The following is a 23,244-nucleotide window of genomic DNA, read 5'->3' as shown; positions in this document are numbered from 1 at the left end:
ACGGCGCTAATAAAGCGCCGTTTTTATGCTGATTCCCAGCTTGGACACCAACGCGTCTGAGCGGGGAACGTTATTGAACAGTTAAATTGCTACTGTCTGATTACCAAGTAAAGCGTAGAGTTTCCACGTTTTACATTGAGTGCGATAACGCCTTTGGCTTCGTCTAGTGCATTTCTAAACTCTGCAACCGTGGACGTACGTACGCGGTTAACGCCAATTATCACATCATCAGATTGAAGGCCAATTCTCGCCGCAGGCGCACCACGCTCAATATCAGAAACCACTACACCAGCATTACCAGCATCGTCAGTGCCGTTAGACAGGGTTGCACCTTCTAGGGCTGGGTGAATTTGAGCAGCCGTCACTGTCGTGTCTGTAGCGTCATCTAATACAACGTCTACATTCATTTTCTTACCTTTGCGCATAACAGTGAGTTCAACTTCAGCGCCCGCGCCCATACTCGCAATTTTTGCGCGCAGTTCTTGGAAGCTATGAAGTTTACGACCATTAATGGCAGTAATAATATCACCGGCTTGCAGACCACCTTTTTCAGCGGCAGAGTCTGGCTGCACTTCGCTCACGAACGCACCAATGTTCACTTCCGCATTCATGGCTTCGGCAAGGCCCGCGTCAATATCGCTACCTAAAATGCCTAGAAGGCCACGGCGAACTTCACCAAATTCTGCAATTTGATCAATTAGGCTTTTCATCATATTGGCAGGAATAGCAAAACCAATACCGACGTTGCCGCCGTTAGGACCAAAAATAGCGGTGTTGATACCAACCAGCTCACCGTGAAGGTTAACTAACGCACCGCCTGAGTTACCGCGGTTAATTGCTGCGTCGGTTTGAATAAAGTCTTCATAACCACCAATGTTCAAGCCAGAGCGGCCCAGAGCACTTACAATACCAGAGGTAACCGTTTGAGAAAGACCAAACGGATTACCAATAGCTACTACAAAGTCGCCTACGCGCAGCGCGTCAGAATCGGCAAGCGGTAACGCTTTTAAATCATCAGGTTCTATTTTAAGTAACGCGATATCGCTTTGCTCGTCAGAGCCTAGCTTTTTCGCCTTAAACTCGCGACCGTCAGTTAACTTAACAGTGATTTCATCTGCATTATCAACAACGTGGTTGTTGGTAACGACATAACCTTTATCGGCATCTATGATGACACCAGAACCAAGACCTCGGAAAGGGCGCTCTTGAACCTGTTCTTGCGGAGCACCGAAGAAGTAGCGAAACATCTCGGGTACACGCTGCGTAGAGGTTTGTGTTCCTTCTACCGCAATGCTTACTACCGCTGGGGTAGCTTCTTCTAGCATAGGGGCTAAAGAGGGAACTTCATCTTTCTTATCAGAAAAGAACGGTAACGCCGCCTGTGTGCTAGCAGTAAAGCCCAATGAACTTACAACAACGGCAGACGCCAATAGACAATGGCGGAAAGACATTTTCATGTTCGCTTACACTCCTTCATGTTATATGCGACATAGCATGGTTTCACTAAAAGAGTCCGAGGTCGTGATAAAGTTCCCGATGTTACTGTTTTTCTGCGGTATTCTTATCAGATCCGCCGACGAACAGCCCAGAACCCGAGTTAGCGAAGTCTCTTGGCTGTGTGTCAGATACACGCTGAACTCTCGATTTGTCAGACCCTTTTAGGTTGTTACGTAAATACGTAGTTGCTTGTTCCCCATAAAAAGGAACTTTGCTGTCATCATCGCTGCCTTGCTCAAGCAGCAATTCATACTCTTCAATTTGTTGCTTTAAGGTTTCGCACTGGCTTTCAATGCTCTCTAAGCTTTGACGAGTTTGATGAATGTGGTGTTGCGCCTGCTGCGCGAGGATCTCTTTAACTTGCTTCTCAGTCTGTGCAGTATTGCCTGCGCCCTGCTTTTGTTGAAAAAAGCGACCTGCGAAAAAGCCAATAATTAACCCAACTACTAACAAAGCAAGAGATACTAACAATTCCATTATATTCTCCGAATCAATCTACATCTTGCAGCCGACCTTTACTTCTACGATCTAAAAGCTGCTTTCGACCATACGCTGAATATAGCAAGGTCGAACCCGAAAAGCGCATACATCGTGACATTTATTCGGTGTATGTCGAATTTCAATGTGAGATTCTACCGTGATTTCCATTAAAATTAAGGTCATAATTGAGAAATTCAAGCAGGTCGGTGCAGCAAGCGCCGCTATTGACTTTTGTACGGAGTGGTTTCGGCGATGACGCCATGGGAAAAATATCAGCTAGATCTTCAGTCGTCTGACTTTCATTACGACGCGGCGCAAGAAAATGCAGTAAAAGAACTTCAGCGTTTGTTTGATGAACTTACCCAACCTGAAAAGAAAACGACGTGGCGGGTAAAGTTAAAAGCAGCGTTTGGGAAAGGCCATGCGAAGCCTGGTATCCAGGGCATCTACTTTTACGGTGGTGTAGGGCGAGGCAAAACCTATTTAGTAGATACATTCTACGACTGTTTGCCTTTCGAAAAGAAAATGCGCGTGCATTTTCACCGCTTTATGTACCGTGTGCACGATGAACTAAAGCAGCTTAAAAACGCACAAGACCCGCTAAAGCTGGTAGCGGCTAAGTTAGCAAAAGAAGCGCGGGTAATATGCTTTGACGAGTTTTTCGTGTCTGATATAACCGATGCCATGATTTTAGGCACGTTAATGGAAGAGCTGTTTGGTCACGGTATTGTGCTGGTGGCGACGTCGAACATAGTCCCTGACGATTTGTATAAAAACGGATTGCAGCGTACGCGGTTCTTACCTGCTATCGATCTACTCAATCAGAATACCCGCGTGGTAAATGTTGATAGCGGTATTGATTATCGTCTTAGAACGTTAGAGCAAGCCGAAATTTATCACTACCCACTTGATGGCGAAGCCACCGAAAACTTGCATAGCTACTTTTCCCAATTAGCTCCGGAAGAAGGCTCTAAAGGCGAAGATATTGAGGTAAACAACCGAAAAATACCGACGCTTAGAAACGCTGACGGGGTATTGATGATTGATTTTAAAGCCCTGTGTGGCGGGCCCAGAAGCCAGAGCGACTATATTGAGTTAAGCCGTTGTTATCACTCCGTGCTATTAGCCAATGTTAAGGAAATGGGCCAGCATAATGACGATGTGGCGCGTCGTTTTATTGCGATGGTGGACGAATTTTACGAGCGAAATGTAAAGCTGATCATATCTGCAGAAGTCGCGCTGGAAAGCTTGTACACCGAGGGGCTACTTAATTTTGAGTTCAGGCGCTGTCTTAGCCGCTTAAAGGAAATGCAGTCACACGACTACCTGGCAACCGAGCATTTGCCGTAAGCATAAATATGGGGTCAGAGTACATTTTGACCTCATTGAAAATGTGAAAGCTACCAACCTACACCCTTTCTAGGGGCGTTCACATTGGTATTACACGAAAATTAAGGTAGAATTTCGCCCAAATTTTTTGTGTCGCTTAGCCTACCGTTATTTTGGGCAGTGTTTCGCTTGGCAATTTTTAGCACCGTCGCGTTCGACCATTTATTGAAACGTCGAGTTCGGCAATGCTACAAAGTAAGGCAGAGCGATGCGCCTGATGAACGGTCAGGCAACAGGTAGCCCGATAAAACCCAACGCAGCATTTCAAATTGCGAGAAAGAGAATTTTAAGATGGGAAGAGCATTCGAAGTTCGTAAAAACGCCATGGCAAAAACTGCCGGCCAAAAAACTAAAGTTTATTCTAAATACGGTAAAGAAATTTACGTATGTGCGAAAAATGGTGGTGCCGATCCAGACACCAACCTTTCACTTCGCCGCCTAATGGAAAAGGCGAAGAAAGACCAAGTACCAAGCCACGTTATTGAAAAAGCGATTGATAAAGCCGCTGGTGGCGCTGGCGAAGACTTTCAGCCTATGCGTTATGAAGGTTTTGGCCCAGGTAACTGCATGGTCATTGTTGACTGCTTGTCTGACAATGCAAACCGCACCATCACTGAAGTACGTAACTGCTTTACTAAAACCAACGCGAAACTTGGTGCACAGGGTGCGGTATCGCATATGTTCGACCACCAAGCGGTATTCCAGTTTGAAGGTGACGACGAAGACGCTATCCTAGAAGTGCTAATGGAAGCCGACGTAGACGTAACTGATGTTGAAGTTGAAGACGGTAAAGTTACAGTTTACGCGCCACACACTGAATTCTATCAAGTGAAAACAGCGCTAACGGAAGCCTACCCAGACATTAGCTTTATTGCAGAAGAAATGAGCTGGATGCCTCAGACCGAAACTGAGATAAGCGAAGAAGACATGCCGATGTTTGAAAAATTCATGGACATGCTTAACGACTGTGATGACGTGCAAGACGTTTACCACAACGCAATTACGCCTAACTAATTATTCGTAGAAACTAGTTGAAACTGTGCCTAGTGGCAATTGTTGAATTGAGAGGCACAGTTAGCTTTTTCAATATAAGAAAAGCCTTATTGATAATCACAATTTTTAATGTTTCATGCGCATTCGCTCAAAAAACTGAAATTCACTTGACCCTTGCTCTTAATTTGAGGTTCGTAAACTGAATGTGGGCGCTTTTGCCTTTTGCTCACAAAATGGTGATGTTGACACTGAGTTAGCTGTAGGTAAGCCTCTAATTTCTTTTAACATCACCTTGCACTTAATCACATAACTGAAACCAATAATTTAATTTTTCAATTTATTGATAAAATGTTGGTTTATGAGCTGTTGAAGCAGCGTTGATAGAGTCATGTTGTTAAGCAAAATTCCTATTTTTAATCACGCGAACAACATTTTTGCCGCGCGAAACGTTATTAATTTAAGCTTCGTTTAGCATTAGCGGGTAGTTTTGTACCAGGCCCCTATCTTACAGGTTCGCTGGTCTATATCTTTGGGGTTTTATCCTCCCGTTTTATTATTACCGACCAATGGCTTTTTCGTAGAAAGCGAACACGTTTTTCGCACAATTTACCGCGAAATCACTTAAAAAGAGTGATTTGATTAAATTAATAGTTTTAAATAAAAAAGTTGTCCGAGGAACTTGCTAAATCTTGTAAAAGGTAAACAGCCAAAATTTCTCTTTTGTCGTTTACGACTGCCGCAATTTATCCGTATCAATAAGAGCAATCGATATACACTTTAATTATTAATGGAATTTTTGTGTAGCAGATATGTCGCGCTTTATCAGCTCATCTGTAACGCTGCTAATTGGCAAGGAAAGGTGCTAAGTAGAAATGCTAGGTCAGTAAAAGTCATTGTGTCGAATAATTTTACATTTACAACATCTATCTTTTAGTTTAATCGATATTATCAACAACTTATTCATTGGCACCAATTATGCTGCATTCAACCTGACATATTAAGCGGTAATGTCGAATTTGACTACACATAAAGGATTTGTTTATGAAGAACATAAAGACATTTTCGCTTTTACTATTTATTTTTGGTTCGCTACAGACTCATGCAAGTGTTATCACTAGTGCGGGTACATTTTTTGATACAGATATTGCTTATGCTGGAGTTGGTGGATTAAGAGGAAATGGAAGTGGAGACATAACGCTTTCAGGTACCTCAGGGTCCATCGAGCAGGCTTATCTCTATTGGCACGGACCTACTAATTCGAGCGACCCATCGTTCAACGCTAGTGCATTATTTAATGGTACGAGCATAGTTGGTACTAATATAGGCTTTTCCGATGACAACTTCTGGGGTCAAGATAATAGCCAAGCCTACAGAGCCGATGTTACGAATATTATCACCGGAGACGGTATCTACAGCCTATCTGGCCTAAGCCCGAATAACAGCAATGGCGCATCACTAGTTGTTTATTATGATGATGGGGATGATAGCAACAATACTGATGTTGTTACTTTCGAAGGCAATGACGCAAATTTCGATAATATTTATGATCCCTTAGGATGGGACACTTCATTGTCAGGAATAAATTATAATTCAGGGTCTGCAAGACTGTTACTAGGAGTCTCCGATGGTCAGAGTTTTGCGGATGGCCTTTTTAGCATTAACGGCTCGGTTGTCAACGTTGACTTTGATGGTTTGAGCGTCCCCGCAACGGCTGGCTCATCGGTCACGAATGGTGCTTTATGGGATCTATTCGAGTTTGATGTTACCTCTTACCTAACAGTTGGGCTCAATTCGCTCAATATAAGTTACTCTGGCGGAAGTGACGCTTTGAGTGCTATTCACTATCAGGTAATATTACCCGCTGGCGCTGCACCAGATCAGCCTGATGATGTAGTTGCAGTCTCAGCACCTTCTATATCGGCTTATTTTATTTTAGTTCTTGCTGGGTTGATTTTTTGTACACGATGCAATCAACTTTCTTGAATAAATTTTGCGATAGCAATCAATTATCGAGTGTTTCTAGGCATCAATTGCCAAAAGAAACACTCAATAATTTAGTTGTTTAAAAGTACGGATTCCAAAATTTATTATTTTAAAATTTAGTAGTATTTACTCAAGGCACTAAAGAGTTTTACAAGCCAACCGTCTCGTACTTAATGGGCGCTAGCAGCTTAAGAATGCGGTTTTCTTGTTGATAGGTTAGTCCCACATCGCGCATCGCACCTTGGACATACTCCACCAATATGTAAAATTCACGCTCCTTAATATTGAGACCCGTGTGAGACTCCAACATTGTTTTTCCATCATATTCGCAAGGCCCGCCAATAAGCTCGCATGTTTGCAATACAAGTTGATCTCTTAAATGTTTTTTGGGAACACCTTTGAAATAATGACCAATTACGGGGTCAGTGTAAATTCGTGTAATCGCTACGCCGTATATGGTATTGAGCGTTTTATGGCCGCCAATTTCTTCATAAAGGTTTTGTTCAGGAGCGCTGGCGCATGCGGTTATCAATACGCTTAACGCAGCAATTACCATTAACCGGAAGCAGTGTCTGATCATTTCGTTCCCCTATCAAAAAGTGCTGTTTACCGTTAGATAAAATCCTGAAGAACTTTCTTGCAAAGGTAAATTGCCCAAATCCACATAGGCAGCGGTAATTGAAATAGATTTATTTGGGAAGTAGGCAATAAACGCATCAACAACGGTGTCTTCTTCAGCTAAGCCTCCTAATCGATTGGTTTGCGTTCTAAACTCTGTGCCAATTGCTGTGGTAGGGCTAATTAATACCGCTACAGAGCCCTCCCATTCGAGCTTAGCGCTATCGTTGTTTCCAGAACCAAATCCAAGTAAGCCAAACACATTCGCCTTCGTATATCGCGCGGTAAGATTGGTGAGTAAATTATAACCTGATGGGGTGCCCAACCACAGTTTCGTGGCTGAAAGGTAAACGTCGGTACCACTGTCGTCTGTCGCTCCTAGCAGCATTGGTACGCCTACGCCGGGCAAGGGGGTCGTACCGTCGGGTAGCGAAAGAGAGCTGTCGTAGTCTCTGTTTTTCTTGTATTGTGCGCCGATGGATATTTGGGGTATCCATGAGTTTTGAGTAAAGACGCCATCGCCAAGAACCTTAACTTTTGCACCGATTATATCTTGCTCAATGGTGGTGCTGTTGGCGTTTGTAATAGCACCTTCTGTGAGTAACGCGAAAACGTTGCTTGTTAACCCTGAAGCAATATCGAGGCGCTGTAGCTGCACGCTAAGCTCTATACGGTCAAACAAACTAACACTTGCCCCTGCTGTTGTAAGGGAATAATCGCTTAGGCTTAAGTACTGAATATTTGCCGAATAACTGACCTCTTCTTTACTCGCGTATCCGCCAATAAATGCCCAAGGCGTAATGCCGCCACCCGCAGTGCCCTCGAAACCTGTAATACCACCAGATGCAATTAAGCGAGATCCACTGTCTGCGAGTACGGGAGACGATGCGAGAAAAAGAGGGAGGAGTAAATGCCTAATCATAAGGTAAACCTAATGTTTTTAAATGGTTTTTTGTAATTCTATTGATCAGCATAGCGCTTAACCCATAAATTGTGAAATGCACGCTGCTGGCGGTATTAACTATTATCGAATTTTTTATTATCAAAAAATATTTGAAACTGATTCGTTTTTTATGGGGCTAATCATTGAAAAGCTGAATCTATACCATACACGCCATATTCATTGAGTACTTTAATTTTCTGTTCGCTGCATTCGTGCGTGAACAACAAATAGCAGACGTATTGAGGAGTTAGTTGTGTCTCATCCAATTATTGAAGATTTAAATAAGCGTTACACGGTTAAACAGTACGATGCGAGTAAACGCATTTCAGCTGATGATCTGGCGACAATTCTTGAGGCGTTGAGACTATCTGCGTCTTCAATCAACTCTCAGCCATGGAAATTTGTGGTTGTTGAAAGTGATGAAGCCAAGCAGCGTTTACACGATAGCTTTGCCAACAAGCATCAGTTCAATCAGCATCACGCTAAAGAAGCATCGCATACCATTCTGTTTGCCTATGACCCTAAATTTACAAAAGAGAAATTTGTAAAGCGTGTCGATGCAGAAGTATCGTCTGGTCATCTACCCGAAGATATGCGTGAAAACTTCATGGGCGCTTACGCATTTGCTGAAGCGAACACCGATGAGAACGGTAACAACGCGGCTTGGACCAAAGCGCAAGTTTATCTAGCGCTAGGCAATGTTCTTCACACGCTGGCGCGTTTAGGCATAGCGTCTACGCCGATGGAAGGTGTTGACGCCGAACTGCTTGGCGAACAGTTTAAAGATGAGCTAGACGGGCACGTTTGCGAAGTGGCACTTGCCATGGGCTACCCAGATACAGCGCAAGATTGGAACCATGGTCTACCTAAAGCACGCCTTGCAAAAGAAGATGTGATCGCGGTTGTGTAATACCTGACTACACAAGGTTGCTATGTATATAACAAAGCCCGCTTAGCGCGGGCTTTGTTTTGTCTTCTTACTTTTGTGTTCTGGCTTCCATTTCCAGCGTTTACTTATAACTTCTGTTGGAATAACGTCTGTGATTGTGCGCGCATTATCTCTTGCGTATTGAAGGGAATTCAATATGGAAGACGGATTGCGTGTGTCTACCGTAAGGAACTTAACGACATTCTCCTGGGTGTATTCATTATAAATGGCCTCAAATGGCTCGCGATTTCCTGTTATGTCTAGCAATGGCTTCATTGCCAATTGATATACAAAAAGCACATAAAATCACCTTGTATCCAAGTGAGTAAACTTACAAGAAGAAGCGATGGGCAGAAATGTAAAACCCAAAAATTATGTGCTTCAACGGTAATCTCGTTACTCACGATATTGAATAATGTATACTCATCCCAATATGTGCGCTATAAAACAGCGCGTGTTTTATAGCGCGACTTTTCCTTCACAGATAGACAATTCACTACTTTGAGAGCACTAAACTTTCGCCACGGGTTTTCGTCCTACATGCCGCTATTCATGGCATGGGTACTCTCGTGTCTCATCCTTAGTGCAAGCTTCCAAAGTGGTCAAATTAATAATGAAGTTGAAGTAAGTCAGCAGTCACCACTTGCCCAATTTAACTACGCGGGCAAAAGCTATTCGTTACGGTTTACCGGCACTAAGCTAGAAAACAGTGACGATCAAGGCGATGGACTTGAGGCAATTGTTGAATTGACCTTGGGGTTTATTGCTCTGGCTATTGTGTCGTGTTTGGGTATGGCAAATGTTGTACCCCGTGCTCGCAAACACTACCGCCAACCTTCTCGCGGCCCACCTTTATCTCTGAGCTAATTCTCTTTTTGTCTTAATGCGCTAGCACGTTCGCTTAGCTGCATATTAAGGCGCTTTAAAAACTTAATTATTCAGGATTCTAAAATGGCACGATTTTCATTTCGTGGCTTTGTGTATGTGCTCATCGTTATGCTCGGTTTACTGAGCGCTGCGCCCAACATATTGCCACAATCAATTAAACAGCAGTTACCTACGTGGTACACCACTTCCACACTATCTTTAGGCTTAGATTTGCAAGGTGGTTCGCATCTGCTATTAGCCGCAGACACCAACGCCTTGTTTGAAAAGCAACTCAACAGCTTTTCGAGCGACTTACTTAGCGAATTGCGCAGTCAAAACGTGCGCTATACAAAAACGTCTCATTCACTCACTCATAAAGATAGTCGTTCTGGAAGTGTCGTCTTTACATTGCGTAGTGCAGATGATGCGAGAAAGGTAAAAGACACCGCATATCAAATTTCCGCTCAGCCAAATGGTTCAAGCGCACTTGATGTAGAGATAAAGCAAAGCACCGTTACCCTTAGGCTTAACGAGCTATACACCGAACAACTGGTTAAAGACACGTTAAGCCGAAGTGTTGAAGTAGTTCGAAAGCGTTTGAACGAAACGGGGCTTACTGAGCCTAGCGTTACGCTACAAGGTAAAGACGCCATTTTAGTTCAGATGCCGGGTATGTCTGACCCCACTCAAGTTAAAAAATTATTGGGCACTACCGCACAAATGACTTTTCACTGGGCCGCGAATAGCCAGTCTGAGCAGGTTATGAATAAGCAAGATGCGGCGGGTAATACCTATCGCTTAGAGCAAAAAGTGGCGCTAGAAGGTGAACATATTACTGATGCGGCAGGTGTCTTAAGTAGTGAAAATGGCCAGCCAGTAGTGACGTTCCGATTAGACAGCGCAGGTGCCAAGCAGTTTGCCACTATGACACGTGACAACATCGGCCGTGTGCTTGCTATCGTCCTTGACAACAAAGTGGTTACAGCCCCCGTCATAAATAGCGTGATCCCAGGTGGTCGTGGTGAAATAACCGGTAACTTTACATTGCCGGAGGCGGGCAACACCGCATTAATGCTTCGCACAGGTGCGCTACCTGTGCCACTTACCATTATAGAAGAACGCACGGTAGGGCCAGATTTAGGCAGCGATGCAATTCAAACCGGAGTGGAAAGCGGCGTGGCAGGTGCATTACTGGTATTGGCATTTATGGTAGCGATTTACGGCAGGTGGGGCGCTATCGCAAGTTTTGCTCTTTGTATCAATATGGCATTGGTGTTTGGCGCATTAACCCTGTTTGGCGCAACCCTGACGTTACCGGGCATAGCAGGTTTGATCCTAACCATGGGCATGGCGGTCGATGCGAACATTTTGATTAATGAACGTATTCGTGAAGAAAGTAAAAAAGGTCGTCCGGCAGCCAGTGCAATAGAAGTGGGTTTTGATAAAGCGTTCGCGACTATTGTGGATTCAAACTTCACCACACTAATAGCGGTAAGTTTGTTGTTTATGTTTGGAAGCGGCCCTATTAAAGGGTTTGCAATTACAATTGCCCTTGGTCTGGTGTCTTCGGTATTTACTGCTGTAGCTCTAACTAAAATGTTAATGCTAAGAGTGGTTAAGTCGAAGCACAAGAATACGCAAGATCGCGCGCAGCAGCGCGTTCCTTTGCGCTTTTCATCACCGCTTTTGCGGTTAAGCGATAAGCTAAGCGGTATTAATTTTCTGGCAAAGCGTAAAATTGCACTCGCTGTTTCGGTAGTGCTAACAGTGCTTTCAATCGGCTTGTTTGCTAAGCCTGGCTTACATTATGGCGTCGACTTTACCGGTGGCACCATGATTGAGTTGACCGCACCAAACCTTAGTACCGATGAGCTAAGGAATGTGATTGAAAGCAATGGCTTTGATCAAATAGCAATTCAAGAATATGGCAGTGAACATCACTATTTATTGCGAGCCCCTGTTCTAGATAGCAGTGGCGAGCTTGAAAATAGTAACGCAAAGCAGACTGACGCACTAAAGCGTGCGATTTCGCAAGCCGACAGTGAGGTAAGTTTTGATAAAATTGATATGGTTGGACCCAAAGTCAGCGGAGGCTTTGCCGAGCTATCCATTCTAGCATTGCTTATCGCAGGTGGCGGCATGTTGGTGTATCTGTGGGCACGCTTTGAAGCGCATTTTGCGAGCGCAGCGCTGCTAACCGTGATACTCGATTTAACCAAAACCATAGGCTTTTTCGCGCTTACGGGCATCGAATTTAACTTAACGGCTGTCGCAGCACTGTTGGCGCTCATTGGTTACTCTATAAACGATAAGGTGGTGGTGCTTGATCGCATCCGTGAATTATTGCGTTTAGACCCAAACAAGCCATTGGCAGATACTATTAATGAGGCCGTGAACAGCACGCTAAGCCGCACGGTGTTCACTTCCGTTACCACGCTGTTGGCGTTGTTACCAATGGCTATTTTTGGCGGTGATGCAGTAGAAAGTTTTGCAGTCCCTATGGTTTTTGCTGTCGTGATTGGCACGTCATCGACCTTGTTTATCACCTCTACGCTGCTGTATTTGTTGGGCAGCAGAAGAGAGAAACAAGGTAAAGCGCAGTTAAAGCCTACTGCAGAAGAGATTAAGGCTTCGTTGTCGCACATCCCTTAGGCGGCACAAGTTCCTTAACCCCAATACCTCAGCGGGCTCTTGTACCTCAATACATTGGTGCAAAAACGCGGTAAGGTAGCAGTATTAACAGGAACCCTTGATGCTCTCACGCATACCCGAATAATTTGCGTGAGAGCATCAAGGGCAATAAGGAACGTATAATGTTTGCAGTTGATCACATTATTTTACTCAGTGCAGTGCTTGCCATTTTGGGCGTGCTGGCCAGTAAATTGTCCCCGCGCTTTGGCGTACCTGTTTTAGTTTTATTCCTTGGTGTAGGTATGTTGGCTGGAGAAGATGGTATCGGCCGAATCTTCTTCGATAATGCTGATGCTGCGCATGCCATTGGTACATTTGCGCTTATTCTCATCCTATTTGATGGCGGTCTACAAACGTCAAAAAAGTCCATAGCGCAGGCGTGGAAACCCGCCGCGTTACTCGCCACTTTTGGCGTAATTGGTACGGCAGTGGTCACCGGTATCGCTGCTATGGTTATTCTCGATTTACCGCTTTATAAGGGCTTATTGCTTGGTGCTATTGTCGGGTCGACAGATGCCGCAGCAGTGTTTTCTGTTTTGCGCAACGCTGGTATACGCATTCCTTCAAAAATAAAATCCACACTAGAACTAGAAAGTGCGTCGAATGATCCAATGGCCATATTCCTCACAATTGGCCTTATAACGCTTATTCAAGACAGCACCACTAAGCCAGTTGACTTACTTTCGCTGTTTGCCAGTCAAATGGGAGCGGGAGCGATAGTGGGCCTTGCCATCGGCGGTATTGCAGTATGGCTTTTCAGACGCGTCACCTTAATGGCCATCGGTTTGTACCCGGTATTTGTGATGTTGTTTGGTGTATTGTCTTTTGGCCTTGCTGCGAACTTAAATGGCAGCGGCTTTCTCGCTACCTTTATTACGGGTGTTATCGTGGGTAACAGCCGCTTTGCTTATCAGCGTAATACGTTTGTGTTTCTGGATGGGCTGGCGTGGCTTGGGCAAATTGCCATGTTCGTTATCTTAGGTTTGTTGGTAACGCCCACCGAGCTGTTTGTTAATTGGAAAGAAGGCCTTTTAATTGCGTTTGTGCTTATTTTTATTGCACGTCCGCTGGTGGTTATGCCTATTTTGTTGCTTTCGAAATTTTCGTTCAAAGCATCAATGCTAATCTCATGGGTAGGCTTACGTGGTTCGGTGCCAATTATACTCGCTATATTTCCGCTAATATTCGGCATGCCATACGCCGAGCTCATTTTTAATGTGGTGTTCTTTATCGTGCTTATTTCTGCCTTGTTGCAAGGTTCCACCTTACCTTATGCGGCGCGTAAGTTAGGCTTAGTATTGGACGATGAAGTAAAGGAATCGAGCACGCTGGAGATTGTAAAAGTCGCTAAGAGCAAGCGCGAGCTTATAGAAATAGAGGTTTCGAAGTTATCGCCAGCACTACATAAAACCATTAGCGAATTAGCCCTTCCCGATAATACGGTAGTGGCGATGATTGCCCGCGGTGAAGAAACCCTTATACCTAAAGGAAGTACCAAAATAGAAATGGGCGATCAAATTTTCATTATCACCAAACTGCTCGATAAAAGCGCCGTTGAGCACTGCTTTTACAGCGAGCAGGAATAGGGTGCTATTGTAGGGGACTTCATGTAGAATGCGCCGCGGAGTTGGCCAGGCAATCGCCGCTTTCGTAAGAAAGGGGAGGAAAGTCCGGGCTCCAAAGGGCAGGGTGCCAGATAACGTCTGGGCGGCGTGAGCCGACGACAAGTGCAGCAGAGAGAAGACCGCCTAAGCATGTTTACATGCCGGTAAGGGTGAAAGGGTGCGGTAAGAGCGCACCGCACCTCTGGTAACAGAGTGTGGCAAGGTAAACTCCACCCGGAGCAAGACCAAATAGGATCCCTCAACGTGTGGCCCGCATGGGGATCGGGTAGGTTGCTTGAATCAGTGAGCGATTGCTGATCTAGAGGAATGGTTGCCCACGACAGAACCCGGCTTACGGCCAACTCCACTCTTTTCCCAAAAGAAAGTGAAGCCTCTACCTGAAGGGATATTTCCTCAGGCAGAGACATTTATCACTCTTTACTGAAAGAAATAGCGGAACGTCGCACCAATGGTGCGTGGCTGGTTCACCGTAAATCCAAGTCGAGCTCGTCCACCACGTTCTCTATCAAAGGATAGCTGCGCGTTTTCGTCGAACAGGTTGTTTGCATACAGTAATATTTCATAGTCATCGTAGGTAAGACCGAAGCTCATATTAAGCGTGCCGTAGTCGTCTAACAACAAGTCTAATTCCGTTGTTTCTGCGCCAGTGGCACCGCCAAAGGCAAGGCCTGAAGTGAATATACCTGCGCCTGCAACTTGGTCACTAGGCTGGGTTATACGGTCTCCCACGTACTGGTAAGAGCCTTGGAAATAGGTGCTGTTTGAAGAGAATAAAGGCTGCGCTAAATCGTAGGTAAATGCGATGGCAAAGCTCTCTTCAGGTACTGAAGCTAGGCGGTTACCGTCTTCTACGCCACCTAGTACCGCACCATCACCATCAACAACGGTTGAATCGAACTCGGCTTCAATGATGCTACCCGTTAATGAGAAAAAGAGCTGGTCAGTAAACTGACGCGTAAGCTCAAATTCAATACCTTGGGTGTGGGCGTCAGGCACGTTAAATGATACACGTGACGAGCAAGAACCAGCATCCAATGTAACCTGAAGATCTTCAATATCGTTATAGAAAGCCGAGATGTTAGCTGACCATCCACGACCTGATGATTTCATACCGATCTCATAGTTGGTGAGCTTTTCATCGTCATAGTCTTGGAACGAACCAAAGATGGCTTCATCTTGGTCGGTACACAGGCTTCTATTTAGCGGGTCATTTACACCGCCAAGTCTAAATCCTTGAGACACCTGAGCATTTAAGTTCACGTTTTCGCTTACGCTATACTGGCCGATAACGCGAGAAGTAAAGCCATCTGATTCTGTAGAATCGGTCTGGTTGTCGCCGTTGGCAAATAAGCCCCCAGAGATAAACTGACGCTCTTCTTCATAATCGTAAAAACGAGAGCCCACGGTCATTTTAAAGTCATCGTTCACTTGATAGTTCACTTCACCAAACACAGCAAGCTGCTTCAAGTCGTACGGTAAATAGGCGTTGTAGGGAGAATCAGCTTCAAAACCATTGGCAACCGCTGCTGACGTGCCTTCACCTAAGGTGGCGTCGGTAAATGCGTCGTACCCAGGGGTAGGGAGTGATTGGTCGTAAACACGCTCTGTAGAAGAGTAGAAAGCGCCAACTAGCCAGTCTAGCGCGCCATCGCCATTGGATGCGGCGCGAAGCTCAAAGGTATCTTGCTCTACTTCCGTTCTGTCTAATAAGTTCGACGGTAATAGTACGGCTTCATCAGGAAAACCTAAGTCGATACTTACTGAGCCCGAAAGCGCGCTGGCATCACGACTTACAAGAATATCGCGGTCGGTATAGCTATAAACAAAGGTAAAATCAGCAACGTCGGCTTGATATTCAGCAGTTACGTCAGCAATCAAGGTATCGTTAGAGAAGCCTTCTTCAAGCAGCAGGTACTGTTCTCGTTCACCCAATTGAATAGCTGGGCGGGTCGTTGTGTAAGGGTTAGCAAACACGTTATACACTTCCTGTCTGTTAAACCCGTTCATTTCTAATTCTTGGAAGATAAGTCGTGGTGTAATCGTGAGCTTATCGTTGGGTGCGATAATGAAAGCTACGCGTCCGCCAGTTCTATCGCCGTCGTTAACGTCTTCGCTAAACGCGCCGTTTTCACCTAACGCATCTATAAAGCCTGCGTAATCAGTGCGGTATACCACCGCGCGCATGGCAATGGTGTCGGAAATAGGTACATTTACCATGCCCTTAACGTGACCGCCCACGCCACCGTCTGTCACACTATTAAGATTAGCTTCAAACTTACCTTCAAAGGTATCTAACTCGGGCTGATTGGTGATGTAGCGAAGGGTTCCGCCGATAGAGCCAGATCCAAAAAGCGTACCTTGCGGACCGCGCAGGGTTTCAATGCGGTTAAGGTCGAAAAGGTCGAGATCTGGAGTAAATAAAGACAGCGAGATCACGCTTTCATCGAGGTATACGCCGACCTGCTCCTTAACGCCTGGTTGGTCTCGTACAATTTGACCCGCTGAAACGCCACGCATAGATACTTGGCTTTGGCCTGGTCCTAAGTTTTGAATTGATACGCTCGCCACGTTTCTAGCGACGTCTTCTAAGTTTCCTGCACCGCTGCGTTCAAAGTCTCGCTGCGTTTGTGCGTTGATTGAAAAAGGAATGTCTTCAATGGATTCTGCACGCTTTGTTGCAGTTACTATGATCTGCTCAAAGTCATCGTCATCCTTTTGTTGTGTGTCCTGCGCCATTGCACCGGAGCTAAGCAGCCCCATTACCGCAACGCTAAGTGTGCTTCGTCTAAACGACGATTTTTCTATTTTAAACATAAGTCCATCCAGGTTGGTTGTTTCTATTTTGTTATCAGGCAAGGGCGTAATGTGGCAAAAAAGTTGGGTTATTTCCATAACTTGCGAAACAAATATTTCATTTTTTGTTGTATCTAATGCGGTACGTTTTTCTTGTTAATTTAGTGTTAATTGTAAATGTGTGGGGAATGTGCGTCTAAAAGGTCAAAAGAAGCGTCTATCTGGCTAATTACAAAAGCAATAATCTAAGTATCATCTTTATGAGAGAGGTGTTGACCCTAAGAGCAAAAATGACTGGGCGATAAAAGCAAGCGGCAGCAAGCGGTTTATATCAGCGTCACAATAAAAGCTGATGGGTTAATTAGAAAGTACAACATGAAAGCATTGTTCAACAGTTAACGCTAAGAAGGTGAGTAATAGAGTGGAGAAAGCAGTGAATACAAGCGATGTAGTAAAAGGGATATTAGCAATTGTTATCGCAAGCTTTCTGTGGGGGACAACAGGCACTGCCGCTCAGTTCGCTCCAGAAATCAGTCCTCTGGCAATCGGTGCCTTTGCAATGGGTATAGGTGGTGTATTGCTTTGTGTTAGTGCCCGAAAATCACTGGTAAAGGATGTACCTATTCTTTTTTCTACACCACTGACCTTTCTGTTTGGCAGTGCATGTGTTGCAATTTATCCGCTGGCCTTTTACAGCTCAATGCGTTTGTCAGGCGTTGCCATTGGCACCGTGGTTTCTATCGCCAGTGCACCACTATTCGCTGCGCTTTTAGAGTACTTTTTAAGTAAAAAGCCCGTGTCTTTAAAATGGTTTATTAGTTTTGTGTTTGGTGCGTTTGGGATTGGCATGTTAGCCATGGGTAAGGCACACGACGCAATGGCGTTGTCAGCATCTAAAGATGATCAGGTGTTCGGCGTTCTATTGGGTTTAATTGCAGGTTTAACTTACGCTGGGTACTCATGGGCTGCGAAGCAACACATTGACGCTGGCGCAAATTCAAAATCTGCCATGGCCGGACTTTTCGGTTGCGCTGCCGTTGCTCTGTTGCCTTCCCTCTGGTTTACCGATCAAAACTTGTTTGATAACACTATCCACATTAGCGTTTCACTCTATATGGCTGTGGTGCCAATGTTTCTTGGTTATTTGCTATTTGGCTATGGTCTTCGCACCACCGAAGCGAGTAAAGCTACGCTTATTACGTTAATTGAGCCACTGGTTGCGACACTTTTCGCTATTTTTCTGATTGGTGAAGTATTCAAGCCGGTGGGGTGGGTTGGCATGACGCTGGTGTGTCTTTGCCTTTTAATCCAATCGATAAAATTTCCATTTGCTTTAAAGCGCTATGGCAAAAAAGCAACGGCGTAATGTTGAAACCGCGTGTGGCTTATAATGAAAAGTCAGAATACTTGTTGAGTATTCTATCAATTTGACCCGTTTGTTTTAATTCAGCAATGGCGCGGTTAATGGCGGGGAGCCTATCTTTATGTCGATTGTGAACACGCAACGCCATTTGGCCTGCGGTATGGATGGGGCCCAGCGCTATTTTTATGTTGTGCATTGAAGACCAGTAACGCGCCGCTGCTTCCTCCATTATGATGACATCTATCCGTTTCATGCCAAGGGCTAAGATAAGGTTACTCTCGGCTTGAAAGTCCATTCTGACGAACTTATCAGAATCAAAATAGACATAGCCGGAGATCATCCCTACGGTTTCACCGTAGATAGAGGCGACGGTTTGGTATCGGCTATGGTTTTCAGGCAGAGTAATAAAGTATTCTGTGATGTCTATAATGGGATCTGAGAAAGTGAAGTCGCCCGCGGGCTCATCTTTAGACAGCCAGCTTGGACTGAAAAAGTCGAAATCAAGAGCGCCTGTTTTAAATGCAAGCATGGCACGTTTGGTAGAGAGCATGACTTTTTCTGTCTTAATACCTGCTCTATTCATAATAAGGGGAAGGATTTCAACTAGAATACCGGCCCTATCTTCGTCGACAGCATTTTCGTACGGGATAGAGCTGCCTGACGTTCCAAGATTATATCGCAGTACTTCATCGGCAGTCGCGCCACCGCCTAAAAGCGAAACGTTAATCAATAAGATAAACGAAATAACTTTTTTGATGTGAGGGGCTAATCTCGCTAAGGCGTTCACTCAAGATGTTCCACTACAATAGGTTAATGAACGGCGCTTTCTTCACTATTTCTTTCAATGCTTGCCCAATGCTCAACTTTGTCGATGAGGTCAATAGCATCAAAAGGTTTACTTAGGTAATCGTCCATTCCGGCGTTAACGCAGCGCTCTTTGTCACCTTTCATGGCATTGGCGGTTAGTGCGATGATCGGCACATTCAAATAGCGTTCTCCGGCCTCACCATTTCTTATGCGTTTAGTTGCTTCAAAGCCGTCCATTTCTGGCATTTGACAGTCCATCAAGACAACATCAAAGGTCACTTTCATTTTGTTCAACGCTTCAAGTGCCTCTAGGCCTGATTTGGCACTCAATGTAGTGTGGTTGTTTAGGTGCTGTTTAACAATAACCTGATTAATGTCGTTGTCTTCGACAATTAATACTTTGCGTTTTTTCCCTTTTTCCCGTTTCACTCCTGAGGAGTGGTGAACTGGCTTAAGCAGGGCTTCGTCGGCTTGTTCAAGCATAATAGTGAAAGAGAACGTGCTTCCGTGACCTTTAACGCTCTCAAGTTTTATATCGCCGCCCATGAGTTCGCATAATTGTTTGCTAATAGAAAGGCCAAGGCCTGTTCCGCCGAATTTGCGAGTTGTAGAAAGGTCTTCTTGGGTAAAGACATCAAAGATTGTACTTTGCTTGTCTTGTGCGATGCCAATGCCGGTGTCTTTTACGCTACATAAAAGCTTAAGGCTGTTATCTGCATTTTGCTGAATGCTGGTGGTGACTTCAATACATCCACTGTCGGTGAACTTCACGGCATTACCTAACAAGTTCGAGAGTATTTGTCTAAAGCGTACATCATCGCCTTGTACAACGTGAAAGCCTTGTAAATCAAAGTGAAAATGTAGCGCTAACCCTTTTTCTTGGCACATAATCGCGTACTGACTTTGAAGGTTTTCAAGCGACTCTAAAATGTCGAATGGGTTTTCTTCAATTTGCAGTTGGCCTGCCTCAATTTTAGAGAAGTCCAAAATATCATTTACGATATGTAAAAGGCCCTGGATACTAAACTTAGCAAGAGACAGGTAGTGCTTTTGCTCCTCAGTGAGTTCAGAGCTAGCCATTAACTGCAAAACACCAGAAATACCGTGTATTGGCGTGCGTATTTCATGGCTCATACTAGCGAGGAAGCTCGATTTAAGACGGGCAGACTCTTCCGCTTTTTCTCGCGCATCCTGAAGATACTGTTCGGTTTGTCGTTGTTGAGTAACGTCCTGTTGAAACCCGATATAGTGAGTGACTTCACCATTTATTTTTACCGGCGTTAAATTCAAACGATTATAAAAGGCGCTGCCGTCTTTTTTATAGTTGAGCAGCGTCGTTTCAATAGGCTCGCGCACTGCAATAGCCTTGCGGATTTGGTCAACTGTCTGCTTGCTGGTTTCATCGCCCTGCATCGACCTGCAGTTATGACCGATTATTTCTTCACGACTGTAGCCTGTAAGCTCTTCAAAGGCACTGTTTACGTATATTATTGGTTGGCCGACGCGCTTAATGTCCGAAATGATGATCGACACCGTTGCTTCATCCATAGCGTGAGTGAGCACTTTAACGTGACTTTCAAGAGAGCGTTGTTCAGTTTCGTCGCTACCAACATAGATATCACCACGAATATTACCATTAGCATCGGCCAGTGATGTTTTAGTCCAATGAACAAACCGCTCTTGGCCGGTTGATACCGAAAAGTGTGTAAGTTCATTGCTCTGTGAAGAAGCAAGCTTTTGCATAATGAACTTCAAAATACCGTTCTTTTCACCGTACTGGTCATGACAAAAGTCGTCGAAGCGCTTATTAGAAAGTAAAGTTTGCTTGTCTTGATCAACCACTACAAGCATATCGCCCATTGATTCCAACACGTTGGAAAACTGTTCGTTAGACAGCGAAACCTCTGTCAAATCCCAAATCAGTTTGTCAAACGCTTCGCGAATATCCGCAAGTTCTTGGGCCTCAACGTCACTATCAAGGCGTAGTGAGGTCTTATCATCACTGTTTAGTCGATTCTTAATGTCATTGTACAAAGTCGAAAGTGTTCGCTCGGCAAGCGTTCCCGTCATACTCACCATATGCAAAATGATAAATACGAAGCCTACGATCATTGCCAGCAATACAATCCCAGTCCATGCGGCTTCTCTGTATGCGGTGATGGTGGGTTTAACGCTGTACAAGGTTAGATTTTGCCAATCAGCCTTTTTTATAGCGTAGCCGCTGTCATCAAAATCGGAAAAGCTTGAGTTGGGAGCAATGAGTGAGGGCTCACTGCTAAACAGGACATGCCCACTAGAGTCGGTAACAAGCTGGTTAGTCAGTCTGGGATAGGGCGCGAGCAAAGACTGCAAGCTATCCACATACATGACAAGTGCGCCTTCCGCTACGCCTCTAAGTAACACTGGAACGCTTATTAATACGCCGTACTTTGATACCGAGGAGTATGCATTCGATGAACCAAGGGTTTGCTGGCGCCATGCACTACTGAGCGACTCGGGGATAACAGCATTCCAGTTTTTATCAATCACCCGGTTCCCGGCAAAATCAAATAGCGCAAACTCGACACTTTTCGCCTGAGTTAAATTTAACGAGCGGAAAAACATGGGAAGGTAATTATCCCTTTGCTCGAAATCAACCAAGGAATTGATGATGATATCGTTAGCTGCCAAGTCTGCTAGCTGTCTAGTGGTATCGCTAACAATGTAATTGATATCTTGTTCTAAACCATCAACAGATTGTTGTTGAAGCTGGTCGGTTTGTTTAACAATGAAGTGAAAAGAGAGAGCAAATAGAATGATAGACAAAACCGCGACGAGTAAAACCAGTCGCGGTAGCATGCTTGAAAGCAGAAGAGAGCGTAACCTTGGGGGCTGCTGCATCATTGCACGCCCGTTGTTACCAAGTGACCTTTTTCGTTAAACGTAGTCATAAAATAATCCTTTGCCCAGAGTGCATCGTGTCTGTCCTCTGAAAATGGAGCTGTGTAGTGCTTCACTGCACCTTGCACATTTTGAAGAGACTCTAGCGCACCGCGTAATGCGTCTACTTCTATACTACCAGCTTTCGCGGCAGCTGCCGCGATTAAATGAGTTAAATCATAAGCATGAGCCAAACCTGTCACACCACCAATCGCAGTCGCATCCACCAAGCCATACTTATTATAATAGGCTTCTAACAAGCTTTTTGCCTTGGTATTTTTCTGGTGGTTGAAGTGGAAGGTTTGAAGTACTGACACATTGTAGTTAGCGATGGGCTTTGCAAGTAAAGAGGCGAACTGACCCGACGCGACTCCCCAATGCGACACAACTGGGAGAGAGGCGATGCCTTGTTTTGCCATCTCATCGAGTACCACAACACCTTCAGGAACGTTAGTGACAAGAATGATCGCTTCCGCTTTCGCGCTTTTTATTGCCGCGATATCCTCAGAAAAGTCTTTCTGCTGCCAATTTATCCAATGGGTTGCTGTTATATCAATATCATTATTACTTGCAGCTTGTGTTAATGATTCAAGGTTTGAGCGTCCCCATCCTGTTCTTTCCAGTACTAACGCAATATTTGAAAGCCCCATATATTTGACGTGATTAATTAGGACTGACGCTGCTTCAGCGTCGCGTACCGACACGCGAAATATGTTATTCGGTGAGTGCCCGTTGTCGATAATAGGCGTCCCCGCTGCCCAAGGAACCAACATCAAAATGTTTTTTTCGTGTATTGGGTCGACTTCAGCGAGAACTACAGGTGTATGAACGCCGCCTACTACCGCAAGTAAATTGGGAGTTTGGGAAAATTGCTCAATGTTATATACACCTCGAGCTGGGTTGCCGCGATGGTCTTTCGCAATAACTTTTATTTGACGACCTAGAATCCCACCAGCGGCATTTATTTCGTCGACGGCAAGCTCGACCCCTCTTGTAATAGCGATGCCACCTTCAACAGCTACCGCTGAAAGATCGGCATCAATACCAATCACCAGAGGTTCCGTTGAACTTAATGCTTTACTTGCAGTAAAAATTGAAAAGACGCAAGCCAGCGAGAGAAAGATAGAAAGTGCACGCATGAATAGGCTACCTAAATGTTAACCTTAAAAGTGTATAGCAATGTGCTCAGTCTTTTAGCGTAAACGTCTTATCCTTTAGTATAAGTTTGATGCTTTTTTGAGAGCTTTTACGAGATTTTTGAGCGCTGGCGACGGGTTGGTGTACTAAACGAGTGCGCATTAATTGTGGCACGATTCTACTATTAGCTTATATTTCGAGAAGAGTGGTT

17 protein-coding genes and 1 other RNA gene are annotated in these 23,244 nt (G+C 44.7%); 9 read left to right on the top strand and 9 right to left on the bottom strand.

Translation table 11 applies throughout. The features are described 5' to 3' along the window. Positions 1-89: 89 nt before the first annotated feature. Together NO989_RS14385 and NO989_RS14380 are read right to left on the bottom strand one after the other, a co-directional pair. Complete coding sequence (locus NO989_RS14385) at positions 90-1,451, bottom strand: DegQ family serine endoprotease (protein ID WP_014948357.1); 1,362 nt, start codon at positions 1,449-1,451, stop codon at positions 90-92. 88 nt (positions 1,452-1,539) lie between these two features. Then, positions 1,540-1,974: a ZapG family protein gene (locus tag NO989_RS14380; protein WP_014948358.1), complete on the bottom strand. Its 435-nt coding sequence runs from the start codon at positions 1,972-1,974 to the stop codon at positions 1,540-1,542. Between the two features lie 255 nt (positions 1,975-2,229). Here NO989_RS14380 and zapE point away from each other — a divergent pair, with 255 nt between their 5' ends. The 3 genes from zapE to NO989_RS14365 all read left to right on the top strand — a co-directional run bounded on the left by zapE (position 2,230) and on the right by NO989_RS14365 (position 6,342). Continuing rightward, entirely contained in the window at positions 2,230-3,327 is a 1,098-nt protein-coding gene (gene zapE, locus NO989_RS14375) for a cell division protein ZapE (protein WP_334036631.1), read from the top strand. Between the two features lie 330 nt (positions 3,328-3,657). After that, complete coding sequence (locus NO989_RS14370; protein ID WP_014948360.1) at positions 3,658-4,380, top strand: YebC/PmpR family DNA-binding transcriptional regulator; 723 nt, start codon at positions 3,658-3,660, stop codon at positions 4,378-4,380. 1,020 nt (positions 4,381-5,400) lie between these two features. Further along, complete coding sequence (locus tag NO989_RS14365; RefSeq protein ID WP_014978402.1) at positions 5,401-6,342, top strand: hypothetical protein; 942 nt, start codon at positions 5,401-5,403, stop codon at positions 6,340-6,342. A gap of 148 nt (positions 6,343-6,490) precedes the next feature. Here the strand turns inward: NO989_RS14365 and NO989_RS14360 are convergent, their stop codons facing one another. Continuing rightward, positions 6,491-6,922, bottom strand: coding sequence for a group 1 truncated hemoglobin (locus NO989_RS14360; protein ID WP_269350208.1), 432 nt, complete (start codon positions 6,920-6,922; stop codon positions 6,491-6,493). A 12-nt stretch (positions 6,923-6,934) separates the two neighbouring features. Continuing rightward, positions 6,935-7,882, bottom strand: coding sequence for a DUF3034 family protein (locus tag NO989_RS14355; RefSeq protein WP_269350210.1), 948 nt, complete (start codon positions 7,880-7,882; stop codon positions 6,935-6,937). A 274-nt stretch (positions 7,883-8,156) separates the two neighbouring features. On the opposite strand from NO989_RS14355, the gene NO989_RS14350 reads away from it, so the two are divergent. Next, entirely contained in the window at positions 8,157-8,813 is a 657-nt protein-coding gene (locus NO989_RS14350) for an NAD(P)H-dependent oxidoreductase (protein WP_371342783.1), read from the top strand. A gap of 42 nt (positions 8,814-8,855) precedes the next feature. Here NO989_RS14350 and NO989_RS14345 read toward each other — a convergent pair whose 3' ends face one another. Then, a complete protein-coding gene (locus NO989_RS14345) occupies positions 8,856-9,131 on the bottom strand; it encodes an alpha-E domain-containing protein (RefSeq protein WP_371342782.1) in 276 nt (91 codons plus the stop codon). A gap of 252 nt (positions 9,132-9,383) precedes the next feature. Between NO989_RS14345 and NO989_RS14340 the strand changes: the two genes are divergently transcribed. From NO989_RS14340 to rnpB, 4 genes are all read left to right on the top strand, one after another. Further along, positions 9,384-9,698: a hypothetical protein gene (locus NO989_RS14340; protein WP_371342781.1), complete on the top strand. Its 315-nt coding sequence runs from the start codon at positions 9,384-9,386 to the stop codon at positions 9,696-9,698. An 84-nt stretch (positions 9,699-9,782) separates the two neighbouring features. Further along, the gene (gene secD / locus NO989_RS14335) at positions 9,783-12,350 is read left to right on the top strand and encodes a protein translocase subunit SecD (RefSeq protein WP_371342780.1); all 2,568 of its coding nucleotides are present in this window, start codon (positions 9,783-9,785) and stop codon (positions 12,348-12,350) included. A 161-nt stretch (positions 12,351-12,511) separates the two neighbouring features. Beyond that, positions 12,512-13,975: a potassium/proton antiporter gene (locus NO989_RS14330; protein WP_371342779.1), complete on the top strand. Its 1,464-nt coding sequence runs from the start codon at positions 12,512-12,514 to the stop codon at positions 13,973-13,975. 37 nt (positions 13,976-14,012) lie between these two features. Continuing rightward, an RNA gene (gene rnpB / locus NO989_RS14325) (RNase P RNA component class A) lies at positions 14,013-14,363 on the top strand. A gap of 68 nt (positions 14,364-14,431) precedes the next feature. Here the strand turns inward: rnpB and NO989_RS14320 are convergent. Further along, a complete protein-coding gene (locus NO989_RS14320) occupies positions 14,432-16,828 on the bottom strand; it encodes a TonB-dependent receptor (protein ID WP_371342778.1) in 2,397 nt (798 codons plus the stop codon). Positions 16,829-17,228: 400 nt separating this feature from the next. Between NO989_RS14320 and NO989_RS14315 the strand changes: the two genes are divergently transcribed. After that, entirely contained in the window at positions 17,229-18,173 is a 945-nt protein-coding gene (locus NO989_RS14315) for a DMT family transporter (RefSeq protein ID WP_371342777.1), read from the top strand. Between the two features lie 19 nt (positions 18,174-18,192). On the opposite strand, the gene NO989_RS14310 is transcribed toward NO989_RS14315, so the two are convergent. Genes NO989_RS14310 through NO989_RS14300 form a run of 3 tightly spaced genes read right to left on the bottom strand, consistent with a single transcriptional unit; the run spans position 18,193 to position 23,035 of the window. Continuing rightward, complete coding sequence (locus NO989_RS14310; RefSeq protein ID WP_371342776.1) at positions 18,193-18,957, bottom strand: substrate-binding periplasmic protein; 765 nt, start codon at positions 18,955-18,957, stop codon at positions 18,193-18,195. Positions 18,958-18,980: 23 nt separating this feature from the next. Next, positions 18,981-21,860 (bottom strand): ATP-binding protein, encoded by a 2,880-nt coding sequence (locus tag NO989_RS14305; protein ID WP_170826495.1) that lies wholly within the window; start codon positions 21,858-21,860, stop codon positions 18,981-18,983. Next, the gene (locus NO989_RS14300; protein WP_014948379.1) at positions 21,857-23,035 is read right to left on the bottom strand and encodes an ABC transporter substrate-binding protein; all 1,179 of its coding nucleotides are present in this window, start codon (positions 23,033-23,035) and stop codon (positions 21,857-21,859) included. The genes NO989_RS14305 and NO989_RS14300 overlap by 4 nt, the downstream gene beginning before the upstream one ends. Positions 23,036-23,244: the final 209 nt, after the last annotated feature.

The sequence above is a fragment of the Alteromonas sp. DY56-G5 genome (assembly GCF_041414725.1).
In the GTDB taxonomy this organism is placed as follows: domain Bacteria; phylum Pseudomonadota; class Gammaproteobacteria; order Enterobacterales; family Alteromonadaceae; genus Alteromonas; species Alteromonas macleodii.
The sequence above is the reverse complement of the archived record's forward strand: the minus strand, read 5'-3'. Positions and strand labels throughout refer to the sequence as shown.